The 26173-nt window shown below is 72.2% G+C and carries 22 protein-coding genes; 4 read left to right on the forward strand and 18 right to left on the reverse strand.

The annotated features are described in order from the left end of the window. Positions 1-99: 99 nt before the first annotated feature. A complete protein-coding gene (locus ABD268_RS15105; protein WP_344153829.1) occupies positions 100-690 on the forward strand; it encodes a hypothetical protein in 591 nt (196 codons plus the stop codon). 89 nt (positions 691-779) lie between these two features. On the opposite strand, the gene ABD268_RS15110 is transcribed toward ABD268_RS15105, so the two are convergent. Both ABD268_RS15110 and ABD268_RS15115 read right to left on the reverse strand, forming a co-directional pair. Then, entirely contained in the window at positions 780-3014 is a 2235-nt protein-coding gene (locus ABD268_RS15110; protein WP_344153832.1) for a 3-hydroxyacyl-CoA dehydrogenase NAD-binding domain-containing protein, read from the reverse strand. Positions 3015-3237: 223 nt separating this feature from the next. Beyond that, positions 3238-4449 (reverse strand): acetyl-CoA C-acetyltransferase, encoded by a 1212-nt coding sequence (locus ABD268_RS15115; protein WP_344153835.1) that lies wholly within the window; start codon positions 4447-4449, stop codon positions 3238-3240. Between the two features lie 201 nt (positions 4450-4650). On the opposite strand from ABD268_RS15115, the gene ABD268_RS15120 reads away from it, so the two are divergent. Both ABD268_RS15120 and ABD268_RS15125 read left to right on the forward strand, forming a co-directional pair. Then, a complete protein-coding gene (locus ABD268_RS15120) occupies positions 4651-5394 on the forward strand; it encodes a MerR family transcriptional regulator (protein WP_344153838.1) in 744 nt (247 codons plus the stop codon). A gap of 68 nt (positions 5395-5462) precedes the next feature. Beyond that, positions 5463-6371, forward strand: a complete 909-nt coding sequence (locus ABD268_RS15125; protein ID WP_344153841.1) for an NAD(P)H-binding protein — start codon at positions 5463-5465, stop codon at positions 6369-6371. On the opposite strand, the gene ABD268_RS15130 is transcribed toward ABD268_RS15125, so the two are convergent. The 10 genes from ABD268_RS15130 to ABD268_RS15175 form a co-directional block, all read right to left on the reverse strand. Next, positions 6368-6736 (reverse strand): hypothetical protein, encoded by a 369-nt coding sequence (locus ABD268_RS15130; RefSeq protein ID WP_344153844.1) that lies wholly within the window; start codon positions 6734-6736, stop codon positions 6368-6370. The genes ABD268_RS15125 and ABD268_RS15130 overlap by 4 nt on opposite strands. A gap of 119 nt (positions 6737-6855) precedes the next feature. Continuing rightward, positions 6856-7710, reverse strand: coding sequence for a hypothetical protein (locus ABD268_RS15135; protein ID WP_344153846.1), 855 nt, complete (start codon positions 7708-7710; stop codon positions 6856-6858). Beyond that, on the reverse strand, positions 7698-9341 hold the full coding sequence (locus tag ABD268_RS15140) for a lipase family protein (RefSeq protein WP_344153849.1): 1644 nt from the start codon (positions 9339-9341) through the stop codon (positions 7698-7700). Before ABD268_RS15140 ends, ABD268_RS15135 begins: the two co-directional genes overlap by 13 nt. Before the next feature lie 241 nt (positions 9342-9582). Then, complete coding sequence (locus ABD268_RS15145) at positions 9583-10269, reverse strand: CPBP family glutamic-type intramembrane protease (protein WP_344153852.1); 687 nt, start codon at positions 10267-10269, stop codon at positions 9583-9585. A 55-nt stretch (positions 10270-10324) separates the two neighbouring features. Continuing rightward, positions 10325-11875: a DEAD/DEAH box helicase gene (locus ABD268_RS15150; RefSeq protein WP_344153855.1), complete on the reverse strand. Its 1551-nt coding sequence runs from the start codon at positions 11873-11875 to the stop codon at positions 10325-10327. A gap of 222 nt (positions 11876-12097) precedes the next feature. Next, positions 12098-12292 carry a CsbD family protein gene (locus tag ABD268_RS15155; RefSeq protein WP_344153859.1) on the reverse strand — a complete coding sequence of 65 codons (195 nt, stop codon included), beginning with the start codon at positions 12290-12292 and terminating at the stop codon, positions 12098-12100. Positions 12293-12359: 67 nt separating this feature from the next. Then, the gene (locus ABD268_RS15160) at positions 12360-13805 is read right to left on the reverse strand and encodes a flavin-containing monooxygenase (RefSeq protein WP_344153862.1); all 1446 of its coding nucleotides are present in this window, start codon (positions 13803-13805) and stop codon (positions 12360-12362) included. A 46-nt stretch (positions 13806-13851) separates the two neighbouring features. Then, the gene (locus ABD268_RS15165; RefSeq protein ID WP_344153866.1) at positions 13852-14592 is read right to left on the reverse strand and encodes a hypothetical protein; all 741 of its coding nucleotides are present in this window, start codon (positions 14590-14592) and stop codon (positions 13852-13854) included. Between the two features lie 66 nt (positions 14593-14658). Continuing rightward, complete coding sequence (locus ABD268_RS15170) at positions 14659-15390, reverse strand: glutamine amidotransferase (RefSeq protein ID WP_344153869.1); 732 nt, start codon at positions 15388-15390, stop codon at positions 14659-14661. A gap of 23 nt (positions 15391-15413) precedes the next feature. Next, entirely contained in the window at positions 15414-16571 is a 1158-nt protein-coding gene (locus ABD268_RS15175) for a CaiB/BaiF CoA transferase family protein (protein WP_344153872.1), read from the reverse strand. Between the two features lie 599 nt (positions 16572-17170). Between ABD268_RS15175 and ABD268_RS15180 the strand changes: the two genes are divergently transcribed. After that, the gene (locus tag ABD268_RS15180) at positions 17171-18121 is read left to right on the forward strand and encodes a hypothetical protein (protein ID WP_344153875.1); all 951 of its coding nucleotides are present in this window, start codon (positions 17171-17173) and stop codon (positions 18119-18121) included. A 242-nt stretch (positions 18122-18363) separates the two neighbouring features. Here the strand turns inward: ABD268_RS15180 and ABD268_RS15185 are convergent, their stop codons facing one another. From ABD268_RS15185 to ABD268_RS15210, 6 genes are all read right to left on the reverse strand, one after another. Further along, positions 18364-19146, reverse strand: coding sequence for an amino acid ABC transporter ATP-binding protein (locus ABD268_RS15185; RefSeq protein WP_344153878.1), 783 nt, complete (start codon positions 19144-19146; stop codon positions 18364-18366). Then, entirely contained in the window at positions 19143-20000 is an 858-nt protein-coding gene (locus tag ABD268_RS15190; protein WP_344153881.1) for an amino acid ABC transporter permease, read from the reverse strand. Before ABD268_RS15190 ends, ABD268_RS15185 begins: the two co-directional genes overlap by 4 nt. Beyond that, a complete protein-coding gene (locus ABD268_RS15195; protein WP_344153884.1) occupies positions 19997-20869 on the reverse strand; it encodes an ABC transporter substrate-binding protein in 873 nt (290 codons plus the stop codon). The genes ABD268_RS15190 and ABD268_RS15195 overlap by 4 nt, the downstream gene beginning before the upstream one ends. Positions 20870-20886: 17 nt before the next feature. Then, positions 20887-21348 (reverse strand): DUF4396 domain-containing protein, encoded by a 462-nt coding sequence (locus ABD268_RS15200; RefSeq protein ID WP_344153886.1) that lies wholly within the window; start codon positions 21346-21348, stop codon positions 20887-20889. A 39-nt stretch (positions 21349-21387) separates the two neighbouring features. Then, complete coding sequence (locus ABD268_RS15205; protein WP_344153888.1) at positions 21388-21702, reverse strand: hypothetical protein; 315 nt, start codon at positions 21700-21702, stop codon at positions 21388-21390. A 120-nt stretch (positions 21703-21822) separates the two neighbouring features. Beyond that, positions 21823-26088, reverse strand: a complete 4266-nt coding sequence (locus ABD268_RS15210) for an nSTAND1 domain-containing NTPase (protein ID WP_344153890.1) — start codon at positions 26086-26088, stop codon at positions 21823-21825. Positions 26089-26173: the final 85 nt, after the last annotated feature.

Raw genomic sequence — 26173 nt, forward strand, 5'->3', positions numbered from 1 at the left:
ATCGCGTCATGGACGACGTCCCGGCACCGCAATAGCGTCGAAAGGCGAGCAGGGTGCCGCCTCACCCCGGAGGTGGCCTGCGGAGAGGAGGGCCGAGCTGTGTTCATCCAGATCATCCAGGGGAAGTGCAGGAGACAGGACGAGCTGCGCGCGATGGCCCAGCGGTGGGTCGACGAGGTCGGGTCCGGTGCCAGTGGCTGGCTCGGCGGCACCTACGGCTTCACCGACGACGACATGTTCATCGGCGTGGTCCGCTTCGAGTCCCGCGAGACCGCGATGGCCAACTCCAACCGCCCCGAGCAGGGCGCCTGGGCCGAGCAGATGATGGCCCTGATGGACGGACCGGTCGAGTACCACGACTGCGACGACGTCACGCTGATGATGGAGGGCGGCTCCGACCAGGCCGGGTTCGTCCAGGTCATCCGCGGCAAGGTCGACGACCCCGCCCGGCTCAAGGCGATGATGGCCGACACCACGCTGCTGCACGAGCTGCGCCCGGACATCCTCGGGGCCACGCTGGCGATCGAGCCCGACGGCACCTTCACCGAGACGGTGGCCTTCACCGACGAGGAGAGCGCCCGCCGCGGCGAGCAGGTGCAGCCACCGGCCGACGTGATGGCGGACCTGGACTACGCCATGAAGGACGCCACGTTCTACGACCTGCACCACCCCTGGTTCCAGCACCGTTGAGCACCAGCGGGGGCCGAACCTGAGCGCGCACCGGCCCGCCCACGTCGGAGGGAGGTGGGCGGGCCGGCCTGCGTCGCGGTGCGGGCCGGTCAGGCGGGGAAGGTCTCGCCCTTCTCCGCCATCGACCGCAGGTACGCCGTCGGCCGGAACCGGTCGCCGTACCGCTCGGCGAGCTCGTCGGCGCGCTTGACGAACGCCGCGAGGCCGATCTCACCGTCCGCGCCCTCGTAGCCCTGCATGTACTGCGCGGCGCCTCCGGTCATCGGCGGGAAACCGATGCCCATGATCGAGCCGATGTTGGCCGCGGCCGCCGAGGTGATCACGCCCTCCTCGAAGCACTTCGCGGTCTCGAGGGATTCCACGAACAGCAGCCGGTCCTTGACGTCCTGGAACGGCGGCTGCTCCTTGCCGGTCTCGGCAGAGGCGACCGGGAAGGTGTCGGCGAGGCCCTTCCACAGCGAAAGGCGCCTGCCGGACTCGTCGTAGTCGTAGAAGCCGGCACCCTTGAGCCGCGAGGGCCGCCCGAGCTCGATCATCGTGTCGATGACCGCCTCCGCCGGGTGCGGCTCGTAGGTCTGCCCGGAGGCCTCGACGGCGGCGCGGGTCGCGGTGCTGATCTTCTTGAACAGCTCCATGTTCAGCTCGTCGGAGAGCTGGAGGGTGCCGACCGGGTAGCCGTCCTGGGTCGCGGCCCGCTCCAGCGAGACCGGGTGCACGCCTTCGGCGAGCATCGCGAGGCCCTCGTTGACCATGGTCCCGATCACCCGCGAGGTGTAGAACCCGCGGCTGTCGTTGACGACGATCGGGGTCTTGCGGATCTGCTGCACCACGTCGTACGCCTTGGCCAGCGCCTCGTCGGAGGTCTGCTCACCGCGGATGATCTCCACCAGCGGCATCTTGTCGACCGGGCTGAAGAAGTGCAGCCCGATGAAGTCCTTGGGCCGGTCCACGCCCTTGGCCAGCTCGGTGATCGGCAGCGTGGAGGTGTTGGAGCACAACAGCGCGTCGCCCCTCTCATGACCAGTGACGTGCTCGGCGATCTCGGCGAAGACCTTGCTCTTCAGCGTCGGGTCCTCGAAGACCGCCTCGATGACCAGGTCGCACCCGGCGAGGTCGGCCGGGTCCGCGGTCGGCGTGATGCGCGCCAGTAGCTCGGCCTTCTTCTCCTCGGTCGAGCGCCCCTTGGCGATCGCCTTGTCGAGCAGCTTCTCGCTGTACGCCTTGCCCTTCGCGGCGCTCTCGGCGGCGACGTCCTTGAGCACGACCTCCATGCCGGCCCGGGCACAGGAGTAGGCGATGCCGGCGCCCATCATGCCGGCGCCGAGCACGCCGACCTTGACGGCCTTGTACGGCGGGATCCCGTCCGGCCGCAGCGAGCCGGAGTTGATCGCCTGGAGGTCGAAGAAGAACGCCTGGATCATGTTCTTCGAGCCCTGGTTGACGACCAGGTTGGTCAGGTAGCGCGACTCGATCCGCGAGGCGGTGTCGAAGTCGACCTGCGCCCCCTCGACCGCGGCGGACAGGATCGCCCGCTGCGCCGGGTAGACCGCGCCCTTGGTCTGCTGGCGCAGCAGCGCCGGGAACGCCGGCAGGAACGCCGCGAGCTTGGGGTTGCTGGGGGTGCCGCCGGGCATCTTGTAGCCCGGCTGGTCCCACGGGTTCTGGGCCGCGTCGGGGTTGGCCTTGATCCAGGCCTTGGCGGCCGGCACCAGCTCCTCGCGGGTCGCGACCAGCTCGTCGACCAGGCCCTTCTCGAGCGCCTGCGCGGGCTTGAAGCGGGTGCCCTGCAGCAGGACGTCCATCAGCGCGGACTGGATGCCGAGCATCCGGACGGTGCGGGTCACCCCACCGCCGCCGGGCAGCAGGCCGAGCGAGGCCTCCGGCAGCCCGACCTGGACCTGGGGGTCGTCGACGAGCACGCGGTGGTTGCAGGCCAGGCAGATCTCCAGGCCGCCGCCGAGCGCGGCGCCGTTGATCGCGGCGACGACCGGGCGAGGAAGCTGCTCGAGGCGGCGCAGCGCCGCCTTCACGCTCTCCCCGGCCTTGAAGACGTCGGCGGCGTCGTCCTTGGTCGCCTGCACCATCTTCTTCAGGTTGCCGCCGGCGAAAAAGGTCTTCTTCGCGCTCGCGACCACGACGCCGGTCACGCTCTTCTCGTCCTGGGCCAGCTCGTCGTACAGCCGGTCCACCGCCGCGGCCATGGAGGCGATGTAGAGGTCGTTCATCGTGTTGGCGCTGGCGGTGGGGTCATCGAGGGTGAGGGTGACGATGCCGTCGGCGTCCTTGTCGTAGCGCACCGCGGTCTGGGTCTCGGTAGTGCTCATGGGGTTCCTGTTCTGGGGATCGGTGGTTGAGGTGCGAGGGCGCTCAGCGCCTGAGCCTCGAAACCACCTGGGCCTGGGTTCTGGAGTTGGCGTTCGCAGTTGACGTGGCCTGTCGGCTCACCGGGTCTCGACACGCTCTGTCGCGACCTCGTACCTCGGCCGCGGTCGCTGCTCGACCTGGCGACTTGAGGACACCGCGCTCGTTCCTCGCGCGGTGTCCAAGTCACACAAGCTCGACGATCGTCGCGATCCCCATGCCGCCGCCGACGCAGAGCGTGGCGAGGCCGCGGCGCTGGTCGCGCCGCTGGAGCTCGTCGACGAGCGTGCCGAGGATCATCGCGCCGGTGGCGCCGAGCGGGTGGCCCATGGCGATCGCGCCGCCGTTGACGTTGGTGATCTCGTGGCTGATGCCCATGTCGCGCATGAACCGCATGGCCACGGCCGCGAAGGCCTCGTTGATCTCGAACAGGTCGATGTCCTCGACCGACAGTCCGGCCTTGGCCAGCGCCTTGCGGGCGGCCGGAGCAGGTCCGGTCAGCATGATCGTGGGGTCCGCGCCGGAGACCGCGGTGGCGAGGATGCGGGCCCGCGGGGTGAGCCCGAGGTCGGTGCCGACCTGCTCGCTGCCGATGGCCATGATCGCGGCGCCGTCGACGATGCCGGAGGAGTTGCCGGCGTGGTGGACGTGGTCGATCCGCTCGACCCAGTGGTACTTCTCCAGGGCCACGTCGTCGAAGCCGGCCTGGGCGCCGATGTCGGCGAACGACGGCTTGAGCGCACCGAGGCCCTCGGGGCTGGTGTCAGGGCGGATGGTCTCGTCGTGGTCGAGCACCGTCATCCCGTTGAGGTCCCGGACCGGGATCACCGCGTTCGCGAAGTAGCCGTTGGCCCAGGCCTTGGCGGCGCGGTGGTGGGACTCGGCCGCGTAGGCGTCGACGTCGTCGCGGTTCCAGCCCTCGATCGTCGCGATCAGGTCCGCGCCGATGCCCTGCGGGACGAACCCGGTCTTCAGCGCGGTGTCCGGGTCCATCGCCCAGGCGCCGCCGTCGGAGCCCATCGGGACCCGGCTCATCGACTCGACGCCGCCGGCGAGGATCAGGTCCTCGAAACCGCCACGGACGCGCGAGGCGGCCTGGTTGACCGCCTCCAGCCCGGAGGCGCAGAAGCGGTTGAGCTGCACGCCGGCCACCGTCTCGGGGTAACCGGCCTTGAGCGCGGCGGTCTTGGCGATGTCGCCGCCCTGGTCGCCGACCGGGGACACCACGCCGAGCACGACGTCGTCGACCCGGTTCGGGTCCAGCCCGGGGTTGCGCACCTTGATCTCGTCCAGCAGGCCGACCACGAGGTCGACCGGCTTGACCTCGTGCAGCGAGCCGACCTTCTTGCCCTTGCCGCGCGGCGTACGGATGTGGTCGTACACGAATGCTTCTGCCATGACCGTCCTTGCGTTCTTGGAGATGGTCGAGCTCGCCGGAGATGGTGAGCTCGCCCGGTGGTCGGGCTTGCCCGGTGGTCGAGCTTGCCCGGTGGTCGAGCTTGTCGAGACCACGACTTCCCTCGATTGTGACACTATTGCTGTCATGGTCAAGGGAAGCCCCCTTGTGGCCTGGCTCACCACGGGACCGGAAGGAGCGCGATGACGGAGACCGTCGAGACGCCGCGTGACCTGCTCACGCTCGACGAGCTGACCACCCGGGTCGGCATGAGCGTGCGCAACATCCGCTTCTACACCACCAAGGGCCTGGTCCCGCCGCCGATCCGGCGCGGCCGCTCGGGCTACTACACCGCCGACCACGTGGCCCGGCTCGAGCTGGTCCAGGAGCTGCAGAGCCACGGCTTCACGCTCTCGGCGATCGAGCGGTACGTCGCCAACATCCCCCGCGACGCCAGCCCCGCCGACATCGCCCTGCAGCGCACGATGCTGGCGCCGTGGCAGCACGAGTCCCCCATCGAGATGTCGCGGGCCGAGCTCGACCAGCGGGCCGGGCGCGAGCTCGGTGACGATGACCTGACCACGCTCGCCGCCCTCGGTGTCGTCTTCCCGGGCCGGCGCGGCAAGCACCAGGTGGTCGTCTCGCAGCTCTCCGTGGGTCTCGGCCTGCTCGACCTCGGCTTCCCGACCGAGGCGGCACTGGCGGCCGCCGACGTGTACGCCACCCACGGCCGGCAGATCGCCGAGGAGCTCTACGAGGTCTTCCGCACCAAGGCCTGGCCGGTCTACAAGGAGTCCGGGACCTCGCCCGAGCGCGTCCGCGAGGTGGTCGAGCGCCTCAAGCCGTTGTCGATCGCCAGCCTGGTGGCCGCCTACGAGAGCGCCATGGACGAGACCAAGCGCGAGGGCATCGCGCAGCGGGCCCGCCGCACCCCGAACGGCTCCTGAGGCGGCAGCACCCGTCTCCGCCCCCGTTTCTGGCCCCGTTTCTGGGCGGCGGTTCCTAGGGTGGGGGCATGAGCGAACCCCTCGAGCAGCCCACGGTCTTGGTGACCGGCGCCACCGGCTTCATCGGCAAGCGCCTGGTCCCGGTGCTGGTGGACCGCGGCCTGAAGGTGCGGGCGATGACCCGCCGGCCCGAGTCGTACGACGGGCCGGGCCAGCCCGTGGGCGGGGACGTGGAGGACCGCGCCTCGCTCAGCGACGCGCTCGAGGGGACCGACGTGGCGGTCTACCTGGTGCACTCGCTGGACGACCCGGACTTCGAGCGCAAGGACGCCGAGGCCGCGCGCACCTTCGGCCGGGCCGCCGCGGCGGCCGGGGTCCAGCAGATCGTCTACATGGGCGGCCTGGGCTCCGACGACGACAAGCTCTCGCCGCACCTGCGCTCGCGCCGCGAGGTCGAGGGGCTGCTGGGCGAGGCGGGCGTGCCCGTGACCGTGCTGCGCGCCGCGATCGTGGTGGGGGCCGGCGGCATCTCCTGGGAGCTGACCCGCCAGCTGGTGAAGAACCTGCCGGCGATGATCGTGCCGAAGTGGGTCTCGACCCGCACCCAGCCGATCGCGCTCGACGACGTGGTCCGCTACCTGGCCGGGGTGATCGGCCGGCCCGAGGCCTACGACCGGGTCTTCGAGATCGGCGGGCCCAAGGAGATGACCTACCTCGAGATGCTCCAGGTGGCGGCCGAGATCTCGGCCGGGCACCGGGTGCCGATCGTGCGCGTGCCGGTGCTGACGCCCCGGCTGTCGTCGTACTGGCTGGCGCTCATCACCGACATCGACGTCACCACGGGCCGGAACCTGATCGACTCCATGGGCACCGAGGTCGTCGTCACCGACCACTCGATCCGCGACGTCGTGCCGGGCGACCCGCTGCCCTACGAGGAGGCGGTACGCCGCGCGCTCGACGAGGGCGGTACGCGCTAGGAGGCGTTCTCCGGGTTCGCCTGGAGCTGCACCTCGAACAGGGTGCGCCTCCCTGCGACGTCCGGGTCCCCGGCAGCCACCCGCGACCGATAGGCCTTGTCGTCGATGCCGACCTTCAAGAGGTACGAGTCCGACTCCCAGGCAGCACTGTCTGCCCACTGCGTGGCGCGCGTGCCGGCGTCGTCGTTCTCCGTCCACCCGGACCCCAGGTGGTTGCGGTAGTAGTCGAGCACGGCCGCCGGAGTGTCGTCGGTGGCGTACACGTCGGTGAGGATTGCGGCGTTGCCGCCCATCTTGTTGTCCGAGTCCACGCCGCCGTGCCTGATCGCGGTCGCACCGGGCGGGTGGAGCGACACCTCGGGCACCTTCCGGAGCTCCTCGAGCGTCGGATGGGGCTGGCCGCACGCGGCAGTGCTGAGCACCAGGCATGCCGCGGCCAGGGCCTGTACCCACCGGCCCGCGCCCTGGCCGCGTCGGCCGCCCGTCACTTCGTGGTCAACCACCGCCAGGAACCCTGGTCGTGGATGAGGACAAGCGTCGCATCGGCACTCTTGCTCTGACCATCGACGGTCACCGCTTCGTGCACGGGCACCTGGGCGTAGGAGATCCCGGTGCTCGTCGTGGTGTAGGTGATGTCGCCGGTGATCGTGACGTCGTCGACGTGACCGGAGCCCAGCTCACCCTGGATCCAGGTGACGAACTCGGTCTGTGACATGTCGGCGCGCAGGCTGTCGTCGGCCAACGCGTACACGGCCTTCCAGTCCTGCCCCACCAGCGACGCCGCGAGCTGGGCAGCCACCGGGTCGGCGCCGCCCACCGCCGGCGCCGCGGACAGGTGGTACTGGGTGCCGTCGATCCAGACGTTGATGCTCCCTGTCCCATGCCTGCCGTCGATCTCACCCCGCAGCTTCACCGGCACGTCCTTGATGTCGCCTTGCGGTCGGTAGTTGACACCGAACTCGGTGTCGAGGACCGCGTCAGCGGCAAGGTAGCCCGGCCCGTCGAAGCTCAGCGTGGTGGAGGTGGGCGAGTGCGGCGAGACCGTCGCGGTGCCGTGCGCCCAGGCCAGCCCGACGCCGGGGATCGCGATCACGAAGTGCCCGTAGTCGGCGCTCGTCTTGTCCAGATCGATCCGGAAGTAGTCGCTCGAGGACTTGTCGAGGAAGCCGCTGGTGAGCTGCTCGTACGCCGGGGGCGCTGCCGCATCAGCCTTCGACGTGGACGCGCTGGTCGTCAGGTCAGCCGCCACGGACACGACTCCGAGGGCCACGACGGTGGCAGCCGCCGCGACGGTGTAGCCGACCCGTCGCCGGCCCGAGATCCTGGTCAGGGTGCGCATGTGTACGTCGTTCCTTCCATCCGCGCGGTCACGACCCGGAGCAGCTCCGTGGTCTCTTTCACTGGCTCGCCGGTCTGGCAGTCGTTGACGGTCAGCTCGTCCTGAGTGTGCGGGTAGTTGCTGTGGAATATCGGCGACTTGACGAGGTCGATCATCAGCAGGGTCATCTTGTCGTCGACGGTTGGGTCCCAGTAGAGCTTCTGCGTCTCGGCCCATTGCCAGCGCGTCGCGGACGACCCCCCCGGTAGGAAGCGATGGCCGCCCCCGCTCGGGATCTCGGTCGGGTCGTCGGTTCCCGGCTGGAGGATCACGTCGCCTTCGGAGCTCATGAAGGTGTCGTGGCAGAAGAGGTAGAGGGCGCACGAGTGCATGTAGACCCGCTCGTCACCCCACGTGTTGTACATCGGGATGTCAGGCAGCCTGTCGGAGTGCGAGGCCAGCCAGCGCATGTAGTCGCCCGATGGTGAGAACTCGCGGACCGCGGGGCGCCCGGGGTTGGGTGCGATCTTGCCGATGAGGTCGCTGATGGCGCCTCCGGCCAGCGGGAGATCGGCGATCCCTGACGCACCCGCGATCCAGGAGCCCTGCTCGACGCCGTGCATGAGGAGCACCGAGTCGACCATGGTCTCGGCGACGCCGTCTCCGGCGTAGGTCGAGTACGCGAGCATGGACCGAATCGTCTCGCCGCCCATGCTGTAGCCCATCAGGATCACCGGTCGGTCGCCGTGGGCGTGGTACAGCCGCTGGACCTCGTGGTCGAGGCGTACGGCGTTCTGCCCGATGTCGCCCTGGCTGTCGCACAGGGCACCGTTCTGGGAGGCGTCGTACGGCATCCCCACGGCGGGGTCCGGCGTGGGCGGGACGGCCTGGCCGGCGGCCTCCGGATCACACCCGGAGCCGGTGTCGTCGCCCTTGTCCTGGTAGTACTCGAAGCTGTTCACGAGCTGCGCGCCGTAGGTGTCACGCAGCGGCCCGCGAAGGCCCGCGAAGAGGGTGTCGTCGGTGTAGCTCTGCGTGACGCCGTGGACGAACAGCACCTGCGCCGCAGCATCGGTGGTGCTGCCGGAGGCGATGCCGAACTCGCCGATCGCGAAGTCGGTGGACGAGCTGATCGTGATGAACGAGAGCGGCTCGGCGCTGGTGGCGTAGAAGCCGTAGTAGCGGGCGCCGCCGCGGCCGTTGACGATCACGTCGCCCGACGACGTGCCGTCCGCGGTCTGGGCGACGATGTCGATGTAGTCGAACGGGTCAGGCTCGGCGTAGAAGTAGAACGCCCGAGTTCCCTGCGGCAGGATGATCGTCTCGTTGCTGGAGCTGCTCTGGTACACGTCGCCGGTGTAGCCGTGGCTCCAGGTGGCCCAGTCGCTGCCGACCGTTGCGTGGTACATCGGGCTGTCGAAGATGACGTCGCCGGTGGGCCCCTCGGCGGAGTCGACCCAGGTGTGGTCCCGGCTGTCGGGGTCGAACGGCGTCATGAGGTAGCCGCCCAGCGTCGAGGGCGGGGCTGCCGTGCCGGGGCTTCCGTCGAACCGGATGCCGACGTCGTCGGCGGCGTCCGCCGGAGCGGCAGCTGCTGGGACGACGAGCGCTCCGACGGCCGCGATGACCACCGCGACGACGGAGCGGGGCAACGAGCGAGGTCTCCGATGCGACATGCAGCACCCCCGAGCTGGTGGCCCCACCTGGGCCGGTGACGGGATGCTGGCACCAGGGTCAGGGGCTGGAGACAGAATGCTGCAACTCTTTGCCTACCGGCTCGCCTGCTGCGCCTGCACGCGCGCCTGGCCACTCCCGGGAACCCATTCCTGGGCTAGACCGCAGACCGCCTCGGTCTCGGGAGACGCACCGGGTTCAGGTACGGCGACGGCCGGATCAGCCGAAGAGCCAGGGCAGCAGGAACAGCATCGAGACCGACCACGTCACGTGCGTGAGGACCGGGCCGAGGATCCCGCCCGACGCCCGGCGCTGCAGGCCGACGACGACGCCCAGCAGCACCGCCGCGAACGCCAGCATCACGTTGCCGGTGGCCAGCGTGGCCAGCGTGTAGGCGACGGTCGTGACCTGGACCGGGTAGCGGGTCACGGCGGCGTACGCCGCGCCGCGGAAGAACAGCTCCTCGGCGATGCCGTTGACGACGGTCACCAGCACCAGCAGCGGCCACGCACCCTCGTCGGCGTGGTCGAGGACGGAGCGCACCTGCTCGTCGAGGAACGGCACCTGCCGGACCACCAGGCCGCCCAGCAGGAAGACGCCGACGAGCCCGAGCCCCAGCACGATCGGGGTGGCCACGGGGCGGCGCAGCCCGGTGGAGTGCGCGATCCGGCCGAGGTGCAGCGGACCGGACGCGAACGCCCCCACCGTCCACACCCCCGCCAGGACCAGGGTGGCGGGGTAGAACCAGGCGCTGCCCGGCTCGATCCGCAGCGAGAAGCCGAGCACCAGGCCGCCGAGCACCACGAAGGCGATCGTGACCACCTGGCGACGCCGCAGCGCCTGCGGCGTCTCCCGGTGGTCGCGCGGGACGACGTCCCACAACGCTCGCTGCAACCAGGTCCGCACGGCTCACCCCCTCGGCCGCGACTGTACGGGGGAGGGGGAGAGCACGGACCCTGGGTCAGCGGCGCCCGGAGCTGAACGACGCGGCGCTGTGCGTGCCCGACCCGGGGCGGGACTGGCCGCCCTTCGCCCCGGCGCCCGAGCGGCGACGCGAGCCGCCGCCGTTGCCCGAGCCGTTGGCGGAGCCGCCCGGCTTGCCACCGGGCTTCCCACCGGGCTTGCCACCGGACGCGCTCCCGGCCGAGCCCTTCGCCTGGCCCGACGCGCCGCCGGTGCCGCGCGAGCCCTGGCCGCCGCGGCCGCGGCGGGAGCGGTTGCGGCCGCCACCGGAGCGAGCCCCGGAGCCGTCGCCACCGTTCGGCCTGCCGCCACCCTGCGCGGGCGCGGGCGCCTCGACCACGAGGCCACCGGGCACGGTCACCCGGTCGCCGGGAGCGAGCTGGACCAGCACCGGGTGCGCGGCACCGTTGATGCGCGTGGTCGTCGGCTTGATGCCGGCCGCACGGGTCAGGTCGCGGACGTCGCGCACCTGCTCGTCGGTCATCAGCGTGATGACCGTGCCGGCGGCCCCGGCCCGCGCCGTACGTCCCGAGCGGTGCAGGTAGGCCTTGTGCTCGACCGGCGGGTCGGCGTGGACCACGAGCGCCACGTCGTCGACGTGGATGCCGCGGGCCGCGATGTCCGTGGCGACCAGCGTCGTCGCCTTGCCGGAGTGGAAGGCGTCCATGTTGCGGGTGCGGGCGTTCTGGCTCAGGTTGCCGTGCAGCTCGACGGTGGGGACGCCGTTCTTGTTCAGCTGGCGGGTCAGCGCCTTGGCGCCGTGCTTGGTGCGGGTGAACACGACCGTGCGGCCCGGCGCGCTGGTCAGGTCGACGAGGACGGGCACCCGGTGCTCGCGGTCGAGGTGGAGCACGTGGTGGTCCATGGCCGCCACCGGCGACTGCGCGGAGTCCGCCTCGTGGGTGACCGGCGAGCTCAGGAACCGCTTGACCAGCACGTCGATCGCCTTGTCGAGCGTGGCCGAGAAGAGCAGCCGCTGGCCGTTCCTCGGGGTCTGGTCGAGCAGCCGGCGCACCGCCGGCAGGAAGCCGAGGTCGGCCATGTGGTCGGCCTCGTCCAGCACGGTGGTCTCGATCGAGCCGAGCGTGCAGTGGCCCTGGCCGATCAGGTCCTCGAGCCGGCCGGGGCAGGCGATGACGATGTCGACGCCGCGGCGCAGGCCCTGGACCTGGGGGTTCTGACCCACGCCCCCGAAGACGGTGCGGGTGGAGAGCCCGGCGGTCGCGGCCAGCGGCTCGAGCGCCTCCTGGATCTGGCCGACCAGCTCACGGGTCGGCGCCAGGATCAGGGCACGCGGCGCGGTCGGGCGGGCCTGGCGGCCGGAGGCCACCAGCCGGGCCACCAGCGGCAGCAGGAAGGCGTAGGTCTTGCCGGAGCCGGTGCGGCCACGGCCCAGCACGTCACGACCCGCGAGCGAGTCAGGGAGCGTGGCGGTCTGGATGGGGGTGGGGGTGGTGATGCCGCGGTCGGCGAGGACCGCGCAGAGGTCGGCGGGGACGCCGAGCTCGGAGAAGGACAGGGTGGACTGACCAGCAACTGCAGAAGACAAGGGGGAATCACTCACTGTTGGCGTGTCTCGCCAAGCTGATCCCGCCGGCGGCGGGAGCTGAGAAGCAGGCCTCACGAGGAGGGGCGCGGCGCCCAGGTTGTCGTGCGGGGTGGTGCTCAGGGTCGGCCGGCGCGGAAGCCCGAGGCAAGACGGAACGGGCTGCTGAGCCCACTCTAGGGTCAGCAGCCCGTTGGCGCCCAATTTGGCACTACTTCGGGGCCTCTACTTGCTGAGGCCGTCCTTGACGTCCTTGGCGGCGTCCTTGACGTGCTCGCCGGCCTGCTTGGCCGAGGCCTTGGTCTGGTCGCCCTTGCCCTCGGCCTCGAGGTTCTCGTCGTTGGTGGCCCGGCCGGTGGCCTCCTTGGCCTTGCCACCGAGGTCCTCGGCCTTGTTGCCGGCCTTGTCGCTGAAGCTCATCGCATCCTCCGTCGATCGTCGTGCGGCGGGCGCCGCGCGTGACACGTGGTTCGTGCCCGCCAGCCGGTCAGACAAACCTCAGGACGCCGTCGTCGAGGCGGCCCCGGCGCAGCGAGCGGACGTCGTACAGGTAGTTCTGCCGCAGCTTCCACGGCTCGCGGTCGCCCTGCTTGGGCAGCCGGTCCAGCGCGCGCAGCACGTAGCCGGAGCTGAACGTCAGCAGCCGCTCCTCCGCCACGTCCGGGTCCCGCGGCGCCACCACCGTCCGGGCGCCGACCTCGTCGAGGTGCGCGAGCACCCGGCACACGTAGTCGGCGACCAGGTCGGCCTTCAGCGTCCAGGAGTTGTTGGTGTAGCCGATCGTGAAGGCGAAGTTGGGCACGTCGCTGAGCATCAGCGTGCGGTAGGTCATGGTCTGCGCGACGTCGACCTTCTCCCCGTCGACGACCAGCTCGATCCCACCCATCGGCTTGAGGTTCAGGCCGGTCGCGGTCACGATGACGTCGGCCACCAGCTCCTCGCCGGACCGGAGCCGGATCCCCTTCTCCGTGAAGGTCTCGATGTGGTCGGTGACGATCGAGGCGGTGCCGTGGCGGAGCGCCCGGAACAGGTCGCCCTCCGGCACGAAGCAGAGCCGCTGGTCCCAGGGGTTGTACGCCGGGTTGAAGTGCACGTCGACGTCCACCTCGGGCGGCAGCTGCTGGGCGGTCGCCTTGCGCACCAGCCCCTTCACGAAGTCGGGCCGGCGCTGGGCGAGCTGGTAGGTCAGCACCGCGAGCAGGATCGCCTTCCACCGCACGATCGGGAAGCTCAGCCGGGTCGGCAGCCTCTCGAGCCGCTGCGCCAGCGGGTCGCGGGCCGGCCGGGAGAGGACGTACGACGGGGAGCGCTGCAGCATCGTGACGTGCTCGGCCTCGCCCGCCATCGCCGGGACCAGGGTGACCGCGGTGGCGCCGCTGCCGATGACGACCACCCGCTTGCCGGTGTGGTCGAGGTCCTCGGGCCAGGCCTGCGGGTGCACGATCTCGCCCGCGAACTCCTCGGCCCCCGGGAGCTCCGGGGAGTAGCCGCCGTCGTAGTCGTAGTAGCCCGAGCAGGCGTAGAGGAAGCTCGTCGTCATCGTCACCGGCTCGCCGTCCCGGTCGACCTCGACGGTCCACAGCGCGGTGTCGGAGTCCCACGACGCCCGGCGCACGGTGTGGTGGTAGCGGACCAGCTCGTCGACGGCGTACTCCTCGGCGACCGTGCGGACGTACTCCAGGATCGACGGGCCGTCGGCGAGCGCCCGGTCACCGGGCCACGGACGCCAGCGGTAGCCGAAGGTGAACATGTCGGAGTCGGAGCGGATGCCCGGGTAGCGGAAGAGGTCCCAGGTGCCGCCGCTGGCGCCGCGGCTCTCCAGGATCGCGAGGCTGCGCCGCGGGTGCTCGGTGCGCAGCCGGCAGGCGGCGCCGATGCCGGAGAGGCCGGCGCCGATGACCAGGACGTCGACGTGCTCGGGTCGCGTGCTCATGGCACGGAACCTACTGCTCGGTCACAAGACCCTCACGCCGGTCTCGTCACTGCTGGGCGGCCACCACCTCGGCGACCCGCTGGCGGAACACGCGCCACCGGCGCTCGTTGCCGTGGACGAGCCCCGCGGAGTCGCAGCACAGGTCGGCGGCGTGGGAGATCAGCTCGGCCGCCGAGTAGACGAGTCCGGCGGCCACCCGTCCGTCCGCCAGGTCTGCGCGGAGGGCCGCCGGGGTGAAGTCGACCCGCTCCAGGATGTCCGCGGCGCGGTCGAGGACCCGGCTCGTCACCCCACCCATCGTGGCCGCCTGCCAGTCGTTGGCGATGATCCGGTGCCGTTCGCCCAGCATGTCCGCGAGGCCGTCGATGTCGAGCAGCGCGGACGCGACACCCCACGAGGCCTCCATCGCCGAGGACAGCCACTCGGCGATCTCCCGCTGGTCCTCGGCCGCGCGGCGCAGGTCGCGGATCAGGTGGGCGATCTCGGCCGGCCGGCCCTCGCCCTCCATGAACAACACCCCGTCGAGCTGGAGCGCGGCGGGGCTGTTGAGCTCCTCGGCACCCTCGTAGGGGCTGAGGACCGGGCGGTGCCCGGCCTCGGCGGCGGACCAGGTGTCGGCCAGCGCCTGGAGGCTGCGTGCGTGCCGTTGCAGCACGACCGCCTGCTCCCGGGGCGCGGAGGCGTAGAACTTCTCGTGCTCACGATGGAACCTGGTCAGGTTCAGCATCGCCTCCAGCAGCGCCGCATCGGCTCCCGGTGCCGTGGGCGTCTCGGACGTCGTCTCCATCTCCCCAGCGTGTGCGTGGCACACGGGCCACGTCAGGGTCCAACGACCCCGGGCCTCACCGGCTGCTCAGCGGGCGTAGAGCTCGACGAACCGGGCGAGCAGCCGCGGCGGCTCGGTGACGACGGCGACCCGGGCCAGCGCCATCAGTTCCTCGGCCCGGGGCGGGTCGAAGTAGCCGTGGTGCCGGTAGGCGTCGATGCGCAGGCACAGGCCGTCGACGTCGAGCTCGGGGTGGAACTGGGTGGCGTAGACGTTCTGCCCGAGCCGGAACGCCTGCACCGGGCAGGCCGCCGAGGAGGCCAGCAGCACCGCGTCCTCGGGCAGGCGGGACACGGCCTCCTTGTGGCCGAGGAAGACCTGGAACGACGGCGGGACCGGCGCGAACAGCGGGTCCAGCCGTCCGGCGTCGGTGAGGGTGACGCCGACCGCGCCGATCGGCTCGCCGTGGGTCCGGTCGACCACGCCGCCGTGCAGGGAGCCGAGGGTGCCGATGCCGTAGCAGGCGCCGAAGAAGGGGAAGTCCTCCGCGACGACCTTGAGGGCCAGGCCCCGCAGCTCCGCTTCGACCCGGTGCTGGACCGGCGACTTCTCCGACGCCAGGTCGCTGATGTTGAACGGCCCCCCGCCCAGCACGATCCCCGACCAGTCGTCGAGGTCGACCATGCCGAGCTCGTCGCGCTCGAGCCGCACCCGGCGTACGTCGTGCTCGTCGAGGCCGGCGCAGCGCAGCACCGCGGCGTACTCGCTCTCGGCGACGTCGTCCTCGGCGCGGGTGCCGAGGAAGAGGAACGGTTTCACCGTCCCATTGTCGGGCCTGCGGCTCAGGCCTGGACCGCGGCGCCCCGGGCGATGAGACCGTCGACGTCCCCGACCCCCCAGGCGGCCAGGGCCTCACGGGTGTCCGACCCGGCCTGCGGTGTCGGCGGGGACGTGAGCGTGGCCCTGGTGCGCGAGAAGCGCGGGGCCGGGCTGGGCTGGAGCATGCCGTCGCGCACGACGTACGTCTCGCGGGCCTTGAGGTGCGGGTGCTCGGCGGCCTCGCTGATCGGGATGATGCCCGCCACGCACGCGTCGGTGCCCTCGAAGACCCCCACCCACTCGGCCTGGGTGCGGCTGCGGAACCGCTCGGCGATCAGCGTCCGGAGCTCCTCGGCGCGCTCGGGGTCGAAGCGGTCCGGGGCCTCCTCCGCGATGCCGAGCAGGTCCACGAACAGGTCGTAGAACTGCGGCTCCAGCGGCCCGACCGACATGTGCCGCCCGTCGGCGGTCTCGTAGAGGTCGTAGTACGGCGCGCCGCCGTCGAGCAGGTTGCTCGCCCGCTCCTCGGTGAACGTGCCGGCCGCGAGGAACGCCGCGGTCATCGCGTTGAGGTGCGCGGTGCCGTCGACGATCGCGGCGTCCACCACCTGCCCCTCGCCGCCGACCCGCGCCTCGAGGAGCGCGGCGAGCAGGCCGATGACCAGGTACGTCGAGCCGCCGCCGAAGTCGCCGACCAGGTTGGCCGGGAAGTGCGGCCGGGCCTTGTCCTGGCCGAGCCCGTGCAGGGCGCCGGCGACGGAGATGTAGTTCATGTCGTGCCCCGCCGCCTGCGCCAGCGGGCCGTCCTGGCCCCAGCCGGTCATCCGCCCGTAGACCAGTCGCGGGTTGACCGCGTGGCACTCCTCGGGCCCGAGCCCGAGCCGCTCGGCGACGCCGGGACGCATCCCCTCGACGAGCAGGTCGGCGTCCTTCACCAGCTCGAGGACCGTGGCGATCGCCTCGGGCTGCTTCAGGTCGAGCGCGACGCTCGGGCGGCCCCGGTTGAGCAGGTTGTGCGGCCCGCCGGCCAGCAGCTGCCCGCCCGGCCGCTCCACGCGGATCACGTCGGCCCCGAGGTCGGCCAGGATCATGCACGCGTGCGGCCCCGGCCCGATGCCGGCGATCTCCACGACCTTCACGCCGCGCAGCGGTCCTGTCCCCTGGCCGAGTTCGTAGCTCATGAGGCGATCATGACATTGGCGCTGTCACGGTCGGGAGGGTGGCGCAGCTGTCGCGGGGGACGCGGGTGGCGCCGCTGGCGGTGAGCTGGCCACCGTTCAGGCCGCCGAATCGGTGGCTCACCCACCGCCCGACACCGACCCCCGCCCGCAGCGGTGAGCTGGCCACCATTCAGGCCGCCCAATCGGTGGCTCACCCACCGCCCGGCACCGACCCCCGCCCGCAGCGGTGAGCTGGCCACCGTTCAGGCCGCCGAATCGGTGGCTCACCCACCGCCCGACACCGACCCCCGCCCGCAGCGGTGAGCTGGCCACCATTTGCGCCGCCGAATCGGTGGCTCACCCACCGCCCGACACCGACCCCCGCCCGCAGCGGTGAGCTGGCCACCGTTCAGGCCGCCCAATCGGTGGCTCACCCACCGCCCGACACCGACCCCCGCCCGCAGCGGTGAGCTGGCCACCATTCAGGCCGCCGAATCGGTGGCTCACCCACCGCCCCAGACCGCGCCGGCGACTGTCCACAGGCTGCGGCACCGCACCGCCGTCCACAGCGGCCCCCGACCCCGGTCTCTTCCGTCCCCGGTGACCGGTGGCATCGACGCATGCGAGCTGTCCCCGAGGCCCTCAGGGCCGGACCCTTCACCCGCCAGCAGGCTCTCGCGGCAGGCCTCACCTCTCGCATGCTCGAGGGCCGGAGGTTCGTCCGCGTGTTCCCCGGGGTCTGGCGTCACGTGGACCACGAGCTGACGGAGCCGGACTGGGTCGAGGCGGCCCGGCTCGCACTCCCGGACTCCGCGCACCTGACCGGCCTCAGCCGTCTGCGGCAGCTCGGCCTGGACTTCGGGTCGCAGTGGCCCCTGCGCTTCGTGGTCGAGGGCGACCACCACGCGGCCATCGAGGGCGTCTTCCTCCATCGCACCCGGAAGCTCGCGCCGACCGACGACGTCGGTGTGACACCCGCCGCCGCGTTCATCTCCTACGCCGCGCGAGCCCGGGTGATCGACCTGATCAAGATCGGCGACTGGTTGTTGCACCACGGCCACATCACCGTGGAGGAGGTGCGCGCGCTCGCGCTCTCCGCACCGTGGCGCGAGGGTGCACACGAAGCGGTGTGGATCCTCGACCACCTCGATGCCCGCGCACGGTCACTGAAGGAGTCGGAGACACGCTCGGTCCTCGAGTTCTCAGGCCTGCAGCCCCCTGATGTCAACACCTCTGTCCCGGTCGGTGAGAACGTGACCGTCATCGGCGACCTGGTCTACCGACGCTGGCGGACGGTGGTCGAGTACGAGGGCTCGCAGCACCAGGAGGAGCGGGAGCAGTACGTCGCCGACCTGGACCGCTACGCCCTCATGCGCGGTGCGCAGATCACCTACGTCCAGGTGACCCACGAGAAGCTCGCCCACGCCCGCACCCTGGTGGGCGAGGTGTTCCGGGCGCTGGTGGCCAACGGGTACGACGGGCCGCCGCCGGAGTTCGGCGAACAGTGGCGGCTGCTGTTCGCTCCCGTCTCGGCGGCCGTCGGCCCGCGCAACCACCGGGCGGTGAACTAGCCACCGTTGCGGCAACCCATTCGGTGGCCAGCTCACCGCCACCCCCAGCCCCGCCCGACCAGCGGTGAACCAGCCACCATTCCGGCAACCCATTCGGTGGCCAGCTCACCGCCACCCCCAGCCCCGCCCGACCAGCGGTGAACCAGCCACCATTCCGGCAACCCATTCGGTGGCCAGCTCACCGCCACTCGCGGGCCGCCGCCGCAGCAGCAGCCGTGGGCACGCCCGGCCGGCCGGCCAGCTCAGCCCGGCAGCACCCGCCGCAGGAACTGCCGCGTCCGGGCCTCGCGCGGAGCAGTGAGGATCTGGTCGGGCGGCCCCTGCTCGAGGATCCGGCCCTCGTGCAGGAAGCACACGCTGGTGGCGACCTCGCGGGCGAAGCTCATCTCGTGGGTGGCCAGGATCATCGTGGTGCCCTGCTCGGCCAGGTCGCGCACGATGGTCAGCACCTCGCCGACCAGCTCGGGGTCGAGCGCGGCGGTGATCTCGTCGAGCAGCAGCAGGGTGGGCGACGTGCACAGCGCCCGCACCAGCGCGGCCCGCTGCTGCTGGCCGCCCGAGAGCCGGTCGGGATGCTTGCCGGCCTGGTCGGAGAGGCCGAACTGCTCCAGCAGCGCCCGGGCCCGGGCCTCCGCCTCGGCCCGCGACAGGCCGTGCACCCGCCGGGGCGCGAGCGTGCAGTTCTCCAGCACGGTCAGGTGCGGGAACAGGTTGTAGGCCTGGAAGACCATGCCCATCCGGCTGCGCACCGCCCGCCGGTCGACCCGGGGGTCGGAGATCTCCCGTCCGTCGAAGCGGATCACGCCGTCGTCGATGTCCTCGAGCAGGTTCAGGCAGCGCAGCAGCGTCGACTTGCCCGAGCCCGACGAGCCGATCAGGCAGACCACGTCATGGGGCCGCACGACCAGGTCGACGTCGGCGAGCACCACGCGCTCGCCGTACGACTTGCGCAGGTCGCTCACCTCGAGCAGCGACGTCTCGGAGGGGGCCAGGTCGGCGGGGGCCGCCCCGGCGGGGCGGCTCATCGCGCCCCCGCCCGCTCGCGCTCGGCGTAGCGCCGTCCGAGCCAGTCGGTGAACCTGGCCAGCGGGATCGTCAGCGCCACGAAGAACAGCGCGACCACGACGTACGGCGTGTAGTTGAAGTTGTAGTTGGTGTAGTCGCGGGCGACGAAGACCGCCTCGAACACCCCGAGCGTGGACGCCAGCGCCGTGTCCTTCTGGAGCGAGACGAAGTCGTTGAGCAGCGGGGGTACGACGCGGCGCACCGCCTGCGGGACCACCACGAAGCGCATCGTCTGCGCGCGCCCGAGCCCGAGCGCCTCGGCGCTGGCGAGCTGCGAGGGATGGATCGACTCGATGCCGGACCGGAAGACCTCGGCGACGTAGGCGCTGTAGGAGATGACCAGGGCGGTGGTGGCCCAGAAGAACGGACTGTTGGGGACCCCCTGCAGCCGCAGGCCGGGCATGCCGAAGCCGAGCAGCAGGATCAGCAGGATCGTCGGGATCCCGCGGATCACGTCGGTGTAGCCGACCGCGGCGACGCGCAGCGGGACCAGCCAGGGCGACCGGGCGCTGCGGGCGATCGCGAGGGACAGCGCCAGCACCAGGATCAGCGGCTCGGCGATCATGAACATCTTCACGTTCAGCCAGAAGGCGTCCCGGATCTCCGGCAGCGAGGCGCGCGCGTGGTGGCCGTTGAAGAACGCCTCGCGGACCCGGTCCCACCCCGGCGAGGTGACCACCAGCACCGCCAGCCCCACGAACACGACGACGAGGGCGGTCGCGGCGATCAGCGTCGACCGCAGCCGCAGCCGGCGCCGCAGCAGCCGGCGCTCCAGCTCCCGCGGACTCGGCGACCAGGCGGAGGAGTCGCTCACTGCAGCGTCGGCACGTCGACGACGTCGGAGAGCCACTTCTTCTCCAGGTCGTCGAGGGTGCCGTCGCTCCGGAGCGTCGCGAGCGCGTCGTTGACGCAGGGCACCAGCCCGCTGCCCTTCTCGAAGAGCATGCCGAACTCCTCCTGCTGCCCGGTCTCGGGCTGGAACTGCCCGACGATCGTGCTGTTCGGGATCTCGACGGCGCTGATGTAGAACGCGGTCGGGAGGTCGGCGAGGATCGCGTCGACCTGGTCGTTCTGCAGCGCCTGCTTGGCCGCGTTGGTGTCCTCGAAGACGGCGGGGTCCTGGTCGGGCTGGATCACGTCGCGGATCGCGGTCAGCGAGGTGGTCCCGGTCTGCGCCCCGAGCCGCAGGCCCTTCAGGTCGTCGAGGCTGGTGGCCTCGGCACCCGGCGTGCCCTTGAGCGCGATCACCGCCTGCGACGCCGCGTAGTAGCCGTCGGAGAAGTCGACGACCTGGGCCCGGGCGGGCGTGATGGAGATCTGGTTGATGTCGAAGTCGAAGTCCTTCGGCCCGGGCTTGTAGGAGCTGTTGAACGGCACCTTCACCCAGGTGACCTCGTCCCGGGAGAACCCGAGCTGGTCCGCCACGGCGTACGCCACCGCCGACTCGTAGCCCTTCCCGTTGGTCGGGTCGTTGTTGCTGAACCACGGGTCGTACGCCGGGGAGTCGGTGCCGATCGTGAGGGTGCCGGGCTCGCGGAGCGGCAGGTCGGCCTTGGCGCAGGAGGCCGCGCCGGTGCTCGAGTCGGAGGCGGTCGGGCTCTCGTCCGAGGGCGCGCAGGCGGCGGCACCCAGGAGAACCGGCAGCAGCAACGGCAGGGTGACGACGGATCCACGCAGGCTCATGGGCAAATTCTACGGTTTCAGTGGTGCGTGTGCTCATCCATCTGGTGCATCTCGTGGACCACCGCGTGTCCCTTGCCGCGCCCGATCATCCAGTGGTTGACCGGCACCGTGACCACGAAGGCGATCGCCAGCGACGCCGCGAGCGTGACCCAGAACAGCAGGTCGGCCAGCGTGGCGTCCATCGCGCCCGGCCACAGCACCAGGAACCCGTTGTCGACGACCTCCATGGTGAGGATCGAGACGGTGTCGGCGGCCAGCGCGGTGCGGACCGCGGTCGGCACGTCCAGCCCGGCACGACGTACGCCGGTGAAGGTCAGCAGGTAGCCGAAGAAGAACGCCAGGGCGACCGACAGCACCACGCTCGCCCGGTTGCCCCAGCCCCACCAGGTCGCCAGCACCATGCCGAGCACCTCACCGATGGCACAGCCGGTGAGGCAGTGCAGGGTCGCGGTGACGGCCATCTTCCAGGAGGAGTTCATGGCACGGGAACATATACCCCCTAGGGGTATAGGTCAAGGTCAGCGCACGTAGGTCCACCAGTGGGCCAGCGTCGGGCACTCGTCGGTGTGCGCGACCCACGGGACCCCGACGTACGCCGGGTCCGGCGGCGGCGGGCAGCGGCGGTACGGGATGTGCGCGTACCCGCGCTGGACGTCGTCGGTCGGGATGTGCGCGTACCCGCGCTGGAGCTCCCCGACCGGCTGCGGACCGACGGAGGAGGTGGACGGCGTGGCCAGCAGCGAGACCGCGAGCACTGCCGAGGCGGCGACACCGGCGGCTCCGGCCGGCCACCACCAGCGGCGGGAGTCGGCCCTCAACGAGTAGCGGTTCATGACGGGTCCTTCGACAGGCGGAGCCGGATGCTCCGCGGCTGCCTCCAGGTCTGCCAGGACCGGGTATGCGCCCGGCCCCGCACCGGTATCCGCCGGGTATCCCGCCGGGTGTCCCGCCGGTCAGCTCTCGCAGACGCGCTCGTACGGCCGGTCGCCGAAGTGCTCGCGCCACTCCTCGAGGGTGAGCTCGCGGCCGGCGGCCCGACAGGCGTAGTACAGGGCGCTCCGGGCGCTCAGGTCCCAGATCCAGGTCCGGCCGGTCCCCCACTCCACGGCCCGGGCGGAGCGTCCGTCGGGCAGGAACGCCACGCCCACGAAGGGACGGCCCTCGATCTCGACCCGGCTGAGCAGGGTGCCCGCCTCGGCGTCCCAGAGGGCGACGGTGCCGTCCAGGCCGGCCGTCACGATGCGCGACCCGTCCGGGGAGTAGTCCAGCTGCCAGGCAGCACCGGCGTGGGCCACGACCGGGGTGCGCACCAGGCGGCCGGTGCGCAGGTCGATGACCGCCAGCCTGCCGTCGGTGCCGGTCGGGTCCAGCCGCTCGGCCGGGCTGCCGCCGGTGATCGCCGCGTAGCGGCCGTCCGGGGACAGGCCCAGCCAGCTGGTGTCGGCGAAGCCCAGGTCGCCCCGGCGCACGACCCTCCCCTGCTCGAGGTCGAGCACGGCCCAGCCGGAGGCGGCGTCGATCCAGAGGTCGTTCCCGCTCGGTCCGCCCGTCAGCACCACCGCCGTGCGGTCGTCGGGGGCGACCTGCACCCAGGACACGGGCTCCCCCACCTCGACCGGTCGGCCCACCGGCTCCCAGGTCGAGGTCGCCAGCATCGAGACCCGGCCGCTCAGCTCGGCCACGGCGAGCCGCGACCCGTCGGGGGTGTAGTCGATCTCGGTGACCCGCCGCGAGGGCAGCCGGGCGCCGTCCACCCTCCGGGCGGAGCGCACGTCCCAGACCCGCAGCCGGTCCCCCACGGCCGTGGCGTAGTGGATCCCGTCCGGGTGCCAGGTGCCCAGCGTGTGCCGGAAGCCCTCCCCCCAGGGGACCACCCGGGTCTCGGCCCCGGACTCCAGGTCCCGGAAGCCGAAGCCGCCCCCCTCGAAGGGCAGGAACACCTCGCGCTCGCCGTCGGGGGCCACGTCGCCGAACCCCCCGAGGACGCGCCGGTCCGGCTGGCTGCCACGGCGGACGTAGTGCCGCTGCCCGGTGAGGTCCCACCGCCGCAGCGTGGACGCTCCGCTGGTCGACACGAGGTACGACGCGTCGCCCGAGAAGTCCACGGCCCGGAACGACCCGCGGTCCAGCGCGACCGTGGTCAGCCGCCTGGGGCGGTCGGCCGCGACCTGCCAGATCTCGACCTGGCGCTCGTTCCACTCCACCAGGGCGAGCCGGCGACCGTCCGTGGAGAAGCGCACCTGGGCGACGTCCAGGCCGCTGCGCAGGCGGGTCACCAGGCGCCCCGACCGACCGTCCCGGAGCACGGCGTGACCACCCTCCACCCCGGCCAGCAGCCGGCCGTCCGGGCTCATCGACAGATTGTCGAGGCCGGAGGCGCCGAGCACCCGAGACCCTCCGCCGACGAGGTCGTGCCGGACCAGCGGCGTGGTCGTGTAGAGCACCCTCCCGTCCGGGCTCAGCGCCACGGACTGCCAGCTCGCGCCGTGCAGGTCGACCGTGGCCGGACCGCCGCCGCGGCGCAGGTCCCAGACCAGGGCCGCGGCCGAGGGCGCCCCCGATCCCGACCCAGCGGCACCGACACGCCGCACCCCGGCTGCCAGGTGCCGCCCGTCCTGGCTGAACGACAGGTCGGTCACCAGCCAGCCCTGAGTGCCGGCCCCCGCGAGGCCCGCGCCCTGCGGGCGCAGCGTCCGCGCGTCCAGCAGCTCCACCGACGGCCCGCGCGTCGCGGTGAGCCCCACGGCCAGGGTGCGGCCCCCCGGGGAGAACGCCAGGAGCCGTTCGCGCACGGTCGCGTCGGCCAGCTCCACCCCCGCCTGCCGCTGCGCCAGCAGGGCACCGCTGTCGACGTCGAACAGCCGGACGCGGTGCCGGTCGTCCATCGTGGCGACGCGCTCCCCGTCCGGGCTGACGTCGAGCCGCAGCACCTGCGCCTGCCCCGGCATCGGCGTCGAGGCGAAGAGGGCGGGATACCTGCCGATGGCCGCCAGCAGGCTGTTGCGGGTGTCGACCGAGTCGTCGAGGCGTACGCCGGCCACCGCGAGCAGCAGCGACTCGTCGACGTCCCGCGTCACCAGGGCGTTCGCACCCGCCCCGCGGGCGACCGCATCGACCTCCGCGGCTCGGGCCCGGCTCGCGCTCCGGTCCGCGACCCGGCCCTGGTGCGCCGCGTAGACGGTCGCCGCCAGCGCCGCGAGCAGGAGGACCAGCGCCCCGGCCAGGACCAGCCGCAGCCGGTGGATCATCCGGGACTGCTCGCGGGCCTGCCGCAGCTCCGACTGCTCCTCGGTCTCGGCCAGCCGCCAGCCGGACTCGAGGAAGTCCCGCTCGGCGGGCGCGAGCTCGGGGCGCTCCCGGCCGCACCACTCGAGCGCCTGCTGGAGCCGGGCCCCGCGGTAGAGGTCGCTCGCCGGGCGGCCGAGCCGGTCCCACGCGTCCGCGGCGCCGGCGAGGTGGTGCAGGATCCGCCGGCCCTCGAGGTCCTCGTCCAGCCAGCGGCGCAGCCGCGGCCAGGCGCGCACGATCGCCTCGTGGGTCAGCGCGACGGAGACCTCGTCGCTGCTCAGGATGCGGGAGCGGATCAGCGTGTCCACGATCGCGGCCTGGACCGGGTCGGCGGTCACCAGCCGCAGCGGCACCCGCGACAGCACCGGCTGCCCGTCCGGGCCGGGCGCCACCAGGCGCCGCAGCAGGTCACGCAGCGGGTCGCGCTGGTGGACGTCGAGCCGCGTGTAGACGTCCTCCGCGGTGCGGGCCACCGCCTCCCGGATGCCGCCGGAGGCCCGGTAGCCGGCCACGGTCAGGGACCGGCCCTCGCGGCGCAGCCAGGTCTCGCGCAGGCTGTGCGAGAGCAGCGGCAGCGCGGCCGGCTCCCCCTCGACCTCGCGCAGCAGCAGGTCGACGAGGCCCGGCTCGACGACGAGGCCGGCCTGGCGGGCCGGCCCCTCGATCGCGGCGCGGAGGTCGTCCTCGCGCATGGACGCGAGCAGGTAGAGGCCGCGCTCGACGAGGCGGCCGCAGGCCTGGTGCGTCGTGAGGTCCCCCGTCCGGTCCGCGCGCAGGGCCACCACGAGGCCGGGGTCGCCCGGGCTCCCGGCCCGCGCCACGACCCGGTCCAGGAAGGCGGTGCGCGCCGCCGGGTCGTCGCAGAGCGTGAACACCTCCTCGCACTGGTCGACGACGAGGACCGAACGACGCCGCGGCCGGCCCCGGGCGGGCAGGGCGTCGAGCGGGCGGGGACCGGGGGTGACGACCTCCACGTCGTACCCCTCGCGGCGCAGGGAGGCCGCGACGCCGGCGCGCACCAGGGAGGACTTCCCAGTGCCGGACGGCCCGACGACGGCCAGCACGCCGGTGGTCCGCAGCCGGTCGAGGCAGGCCGAGATGTCCCGCTCCCGCCCGAAGAACGCCTCGGCGTCGGCGACGTCGTACGCGCTCAGCCCGGGGTACGGCGAGCGGTCGGACGCCGCGGTCGCCGCCGGGTGCACGTCGAGCACCGGGTCATGGCGCAGGATCGCCTGCTCGAGGTCGGCGCTCCCGGGATCCGGGTCGATGCCGAGCTCCTGGGCCAGCATCCGGCGGAGGTCGGCCAGGGTCTGCAGGGCCTCGCCCTGCCGGCCGCACTGGTACTCCGCCAGCGCCAGCAGCTGCCAGCGCCGCTCCCGCAACGGGCTGGCCCGCACCATCGCCTGCGCTTGGGCCAGCACCTCGCCGTGGTGGCCGGACCGCAGCGACGCGTCGACCCAGTGCTCCTCCGCCTCGCACCGCAGCTCCTCGAGCCGCTCCGCCTCGATCCGGCCCGGCTCCCACTCCTCCAGCTCCGCGAGCGGTGGCCCCCGCCACAGCGCGAGGGCCCGCTCGAGCGTGTACGCCGCCCGCTCGGTCTCGCCGAGCGTGAGCAGCTCCTGGCCACGCGCCACCAGCCGCTCGAAGAGGTCGGCGTCCACGTCGTCGTGCGGGACGGCCAGCCGGTAGCCCTGCGGCGTCGTCACGATCGCGTCCGCGCCGAGGACCCGGCGCAGCCGCACGATGCAGCTCTGCAGGTTCTTGCGCCACGACGCCGGCGGCGAGGCTCCCCAGACCGCGTCGGCGAGCTGCTCCGCGGTGAGCGTGCGGCGCGGGCCCATGGCCAGGGCCGCCAGCACCACGCGGTCCCGCGCTCCCAGCGCCGCGCGGGAGCCGTCGACGTCCAGGGGCCCGAGCAGCGCGATGCCCATGGTCTCGACTCTCGTCACCGGCCCGAGGCCCGGTCAATGGCCCATCGACGTCACTCCTGCCCCGCTGGTGGTGATCGACGCCCTA

The sequence above is a fragment of the Nocardioides koreensis genome (genome assembly GCF_039531775.1).
In the GTDB taxonomy this organism is placed as follows: domain Bacteria; phylum Actinomycetota; class Actinomycetes; order Propionibacteriales; family Nocardioidaceae; genus Nocardioides; species Nocardioides koreensis.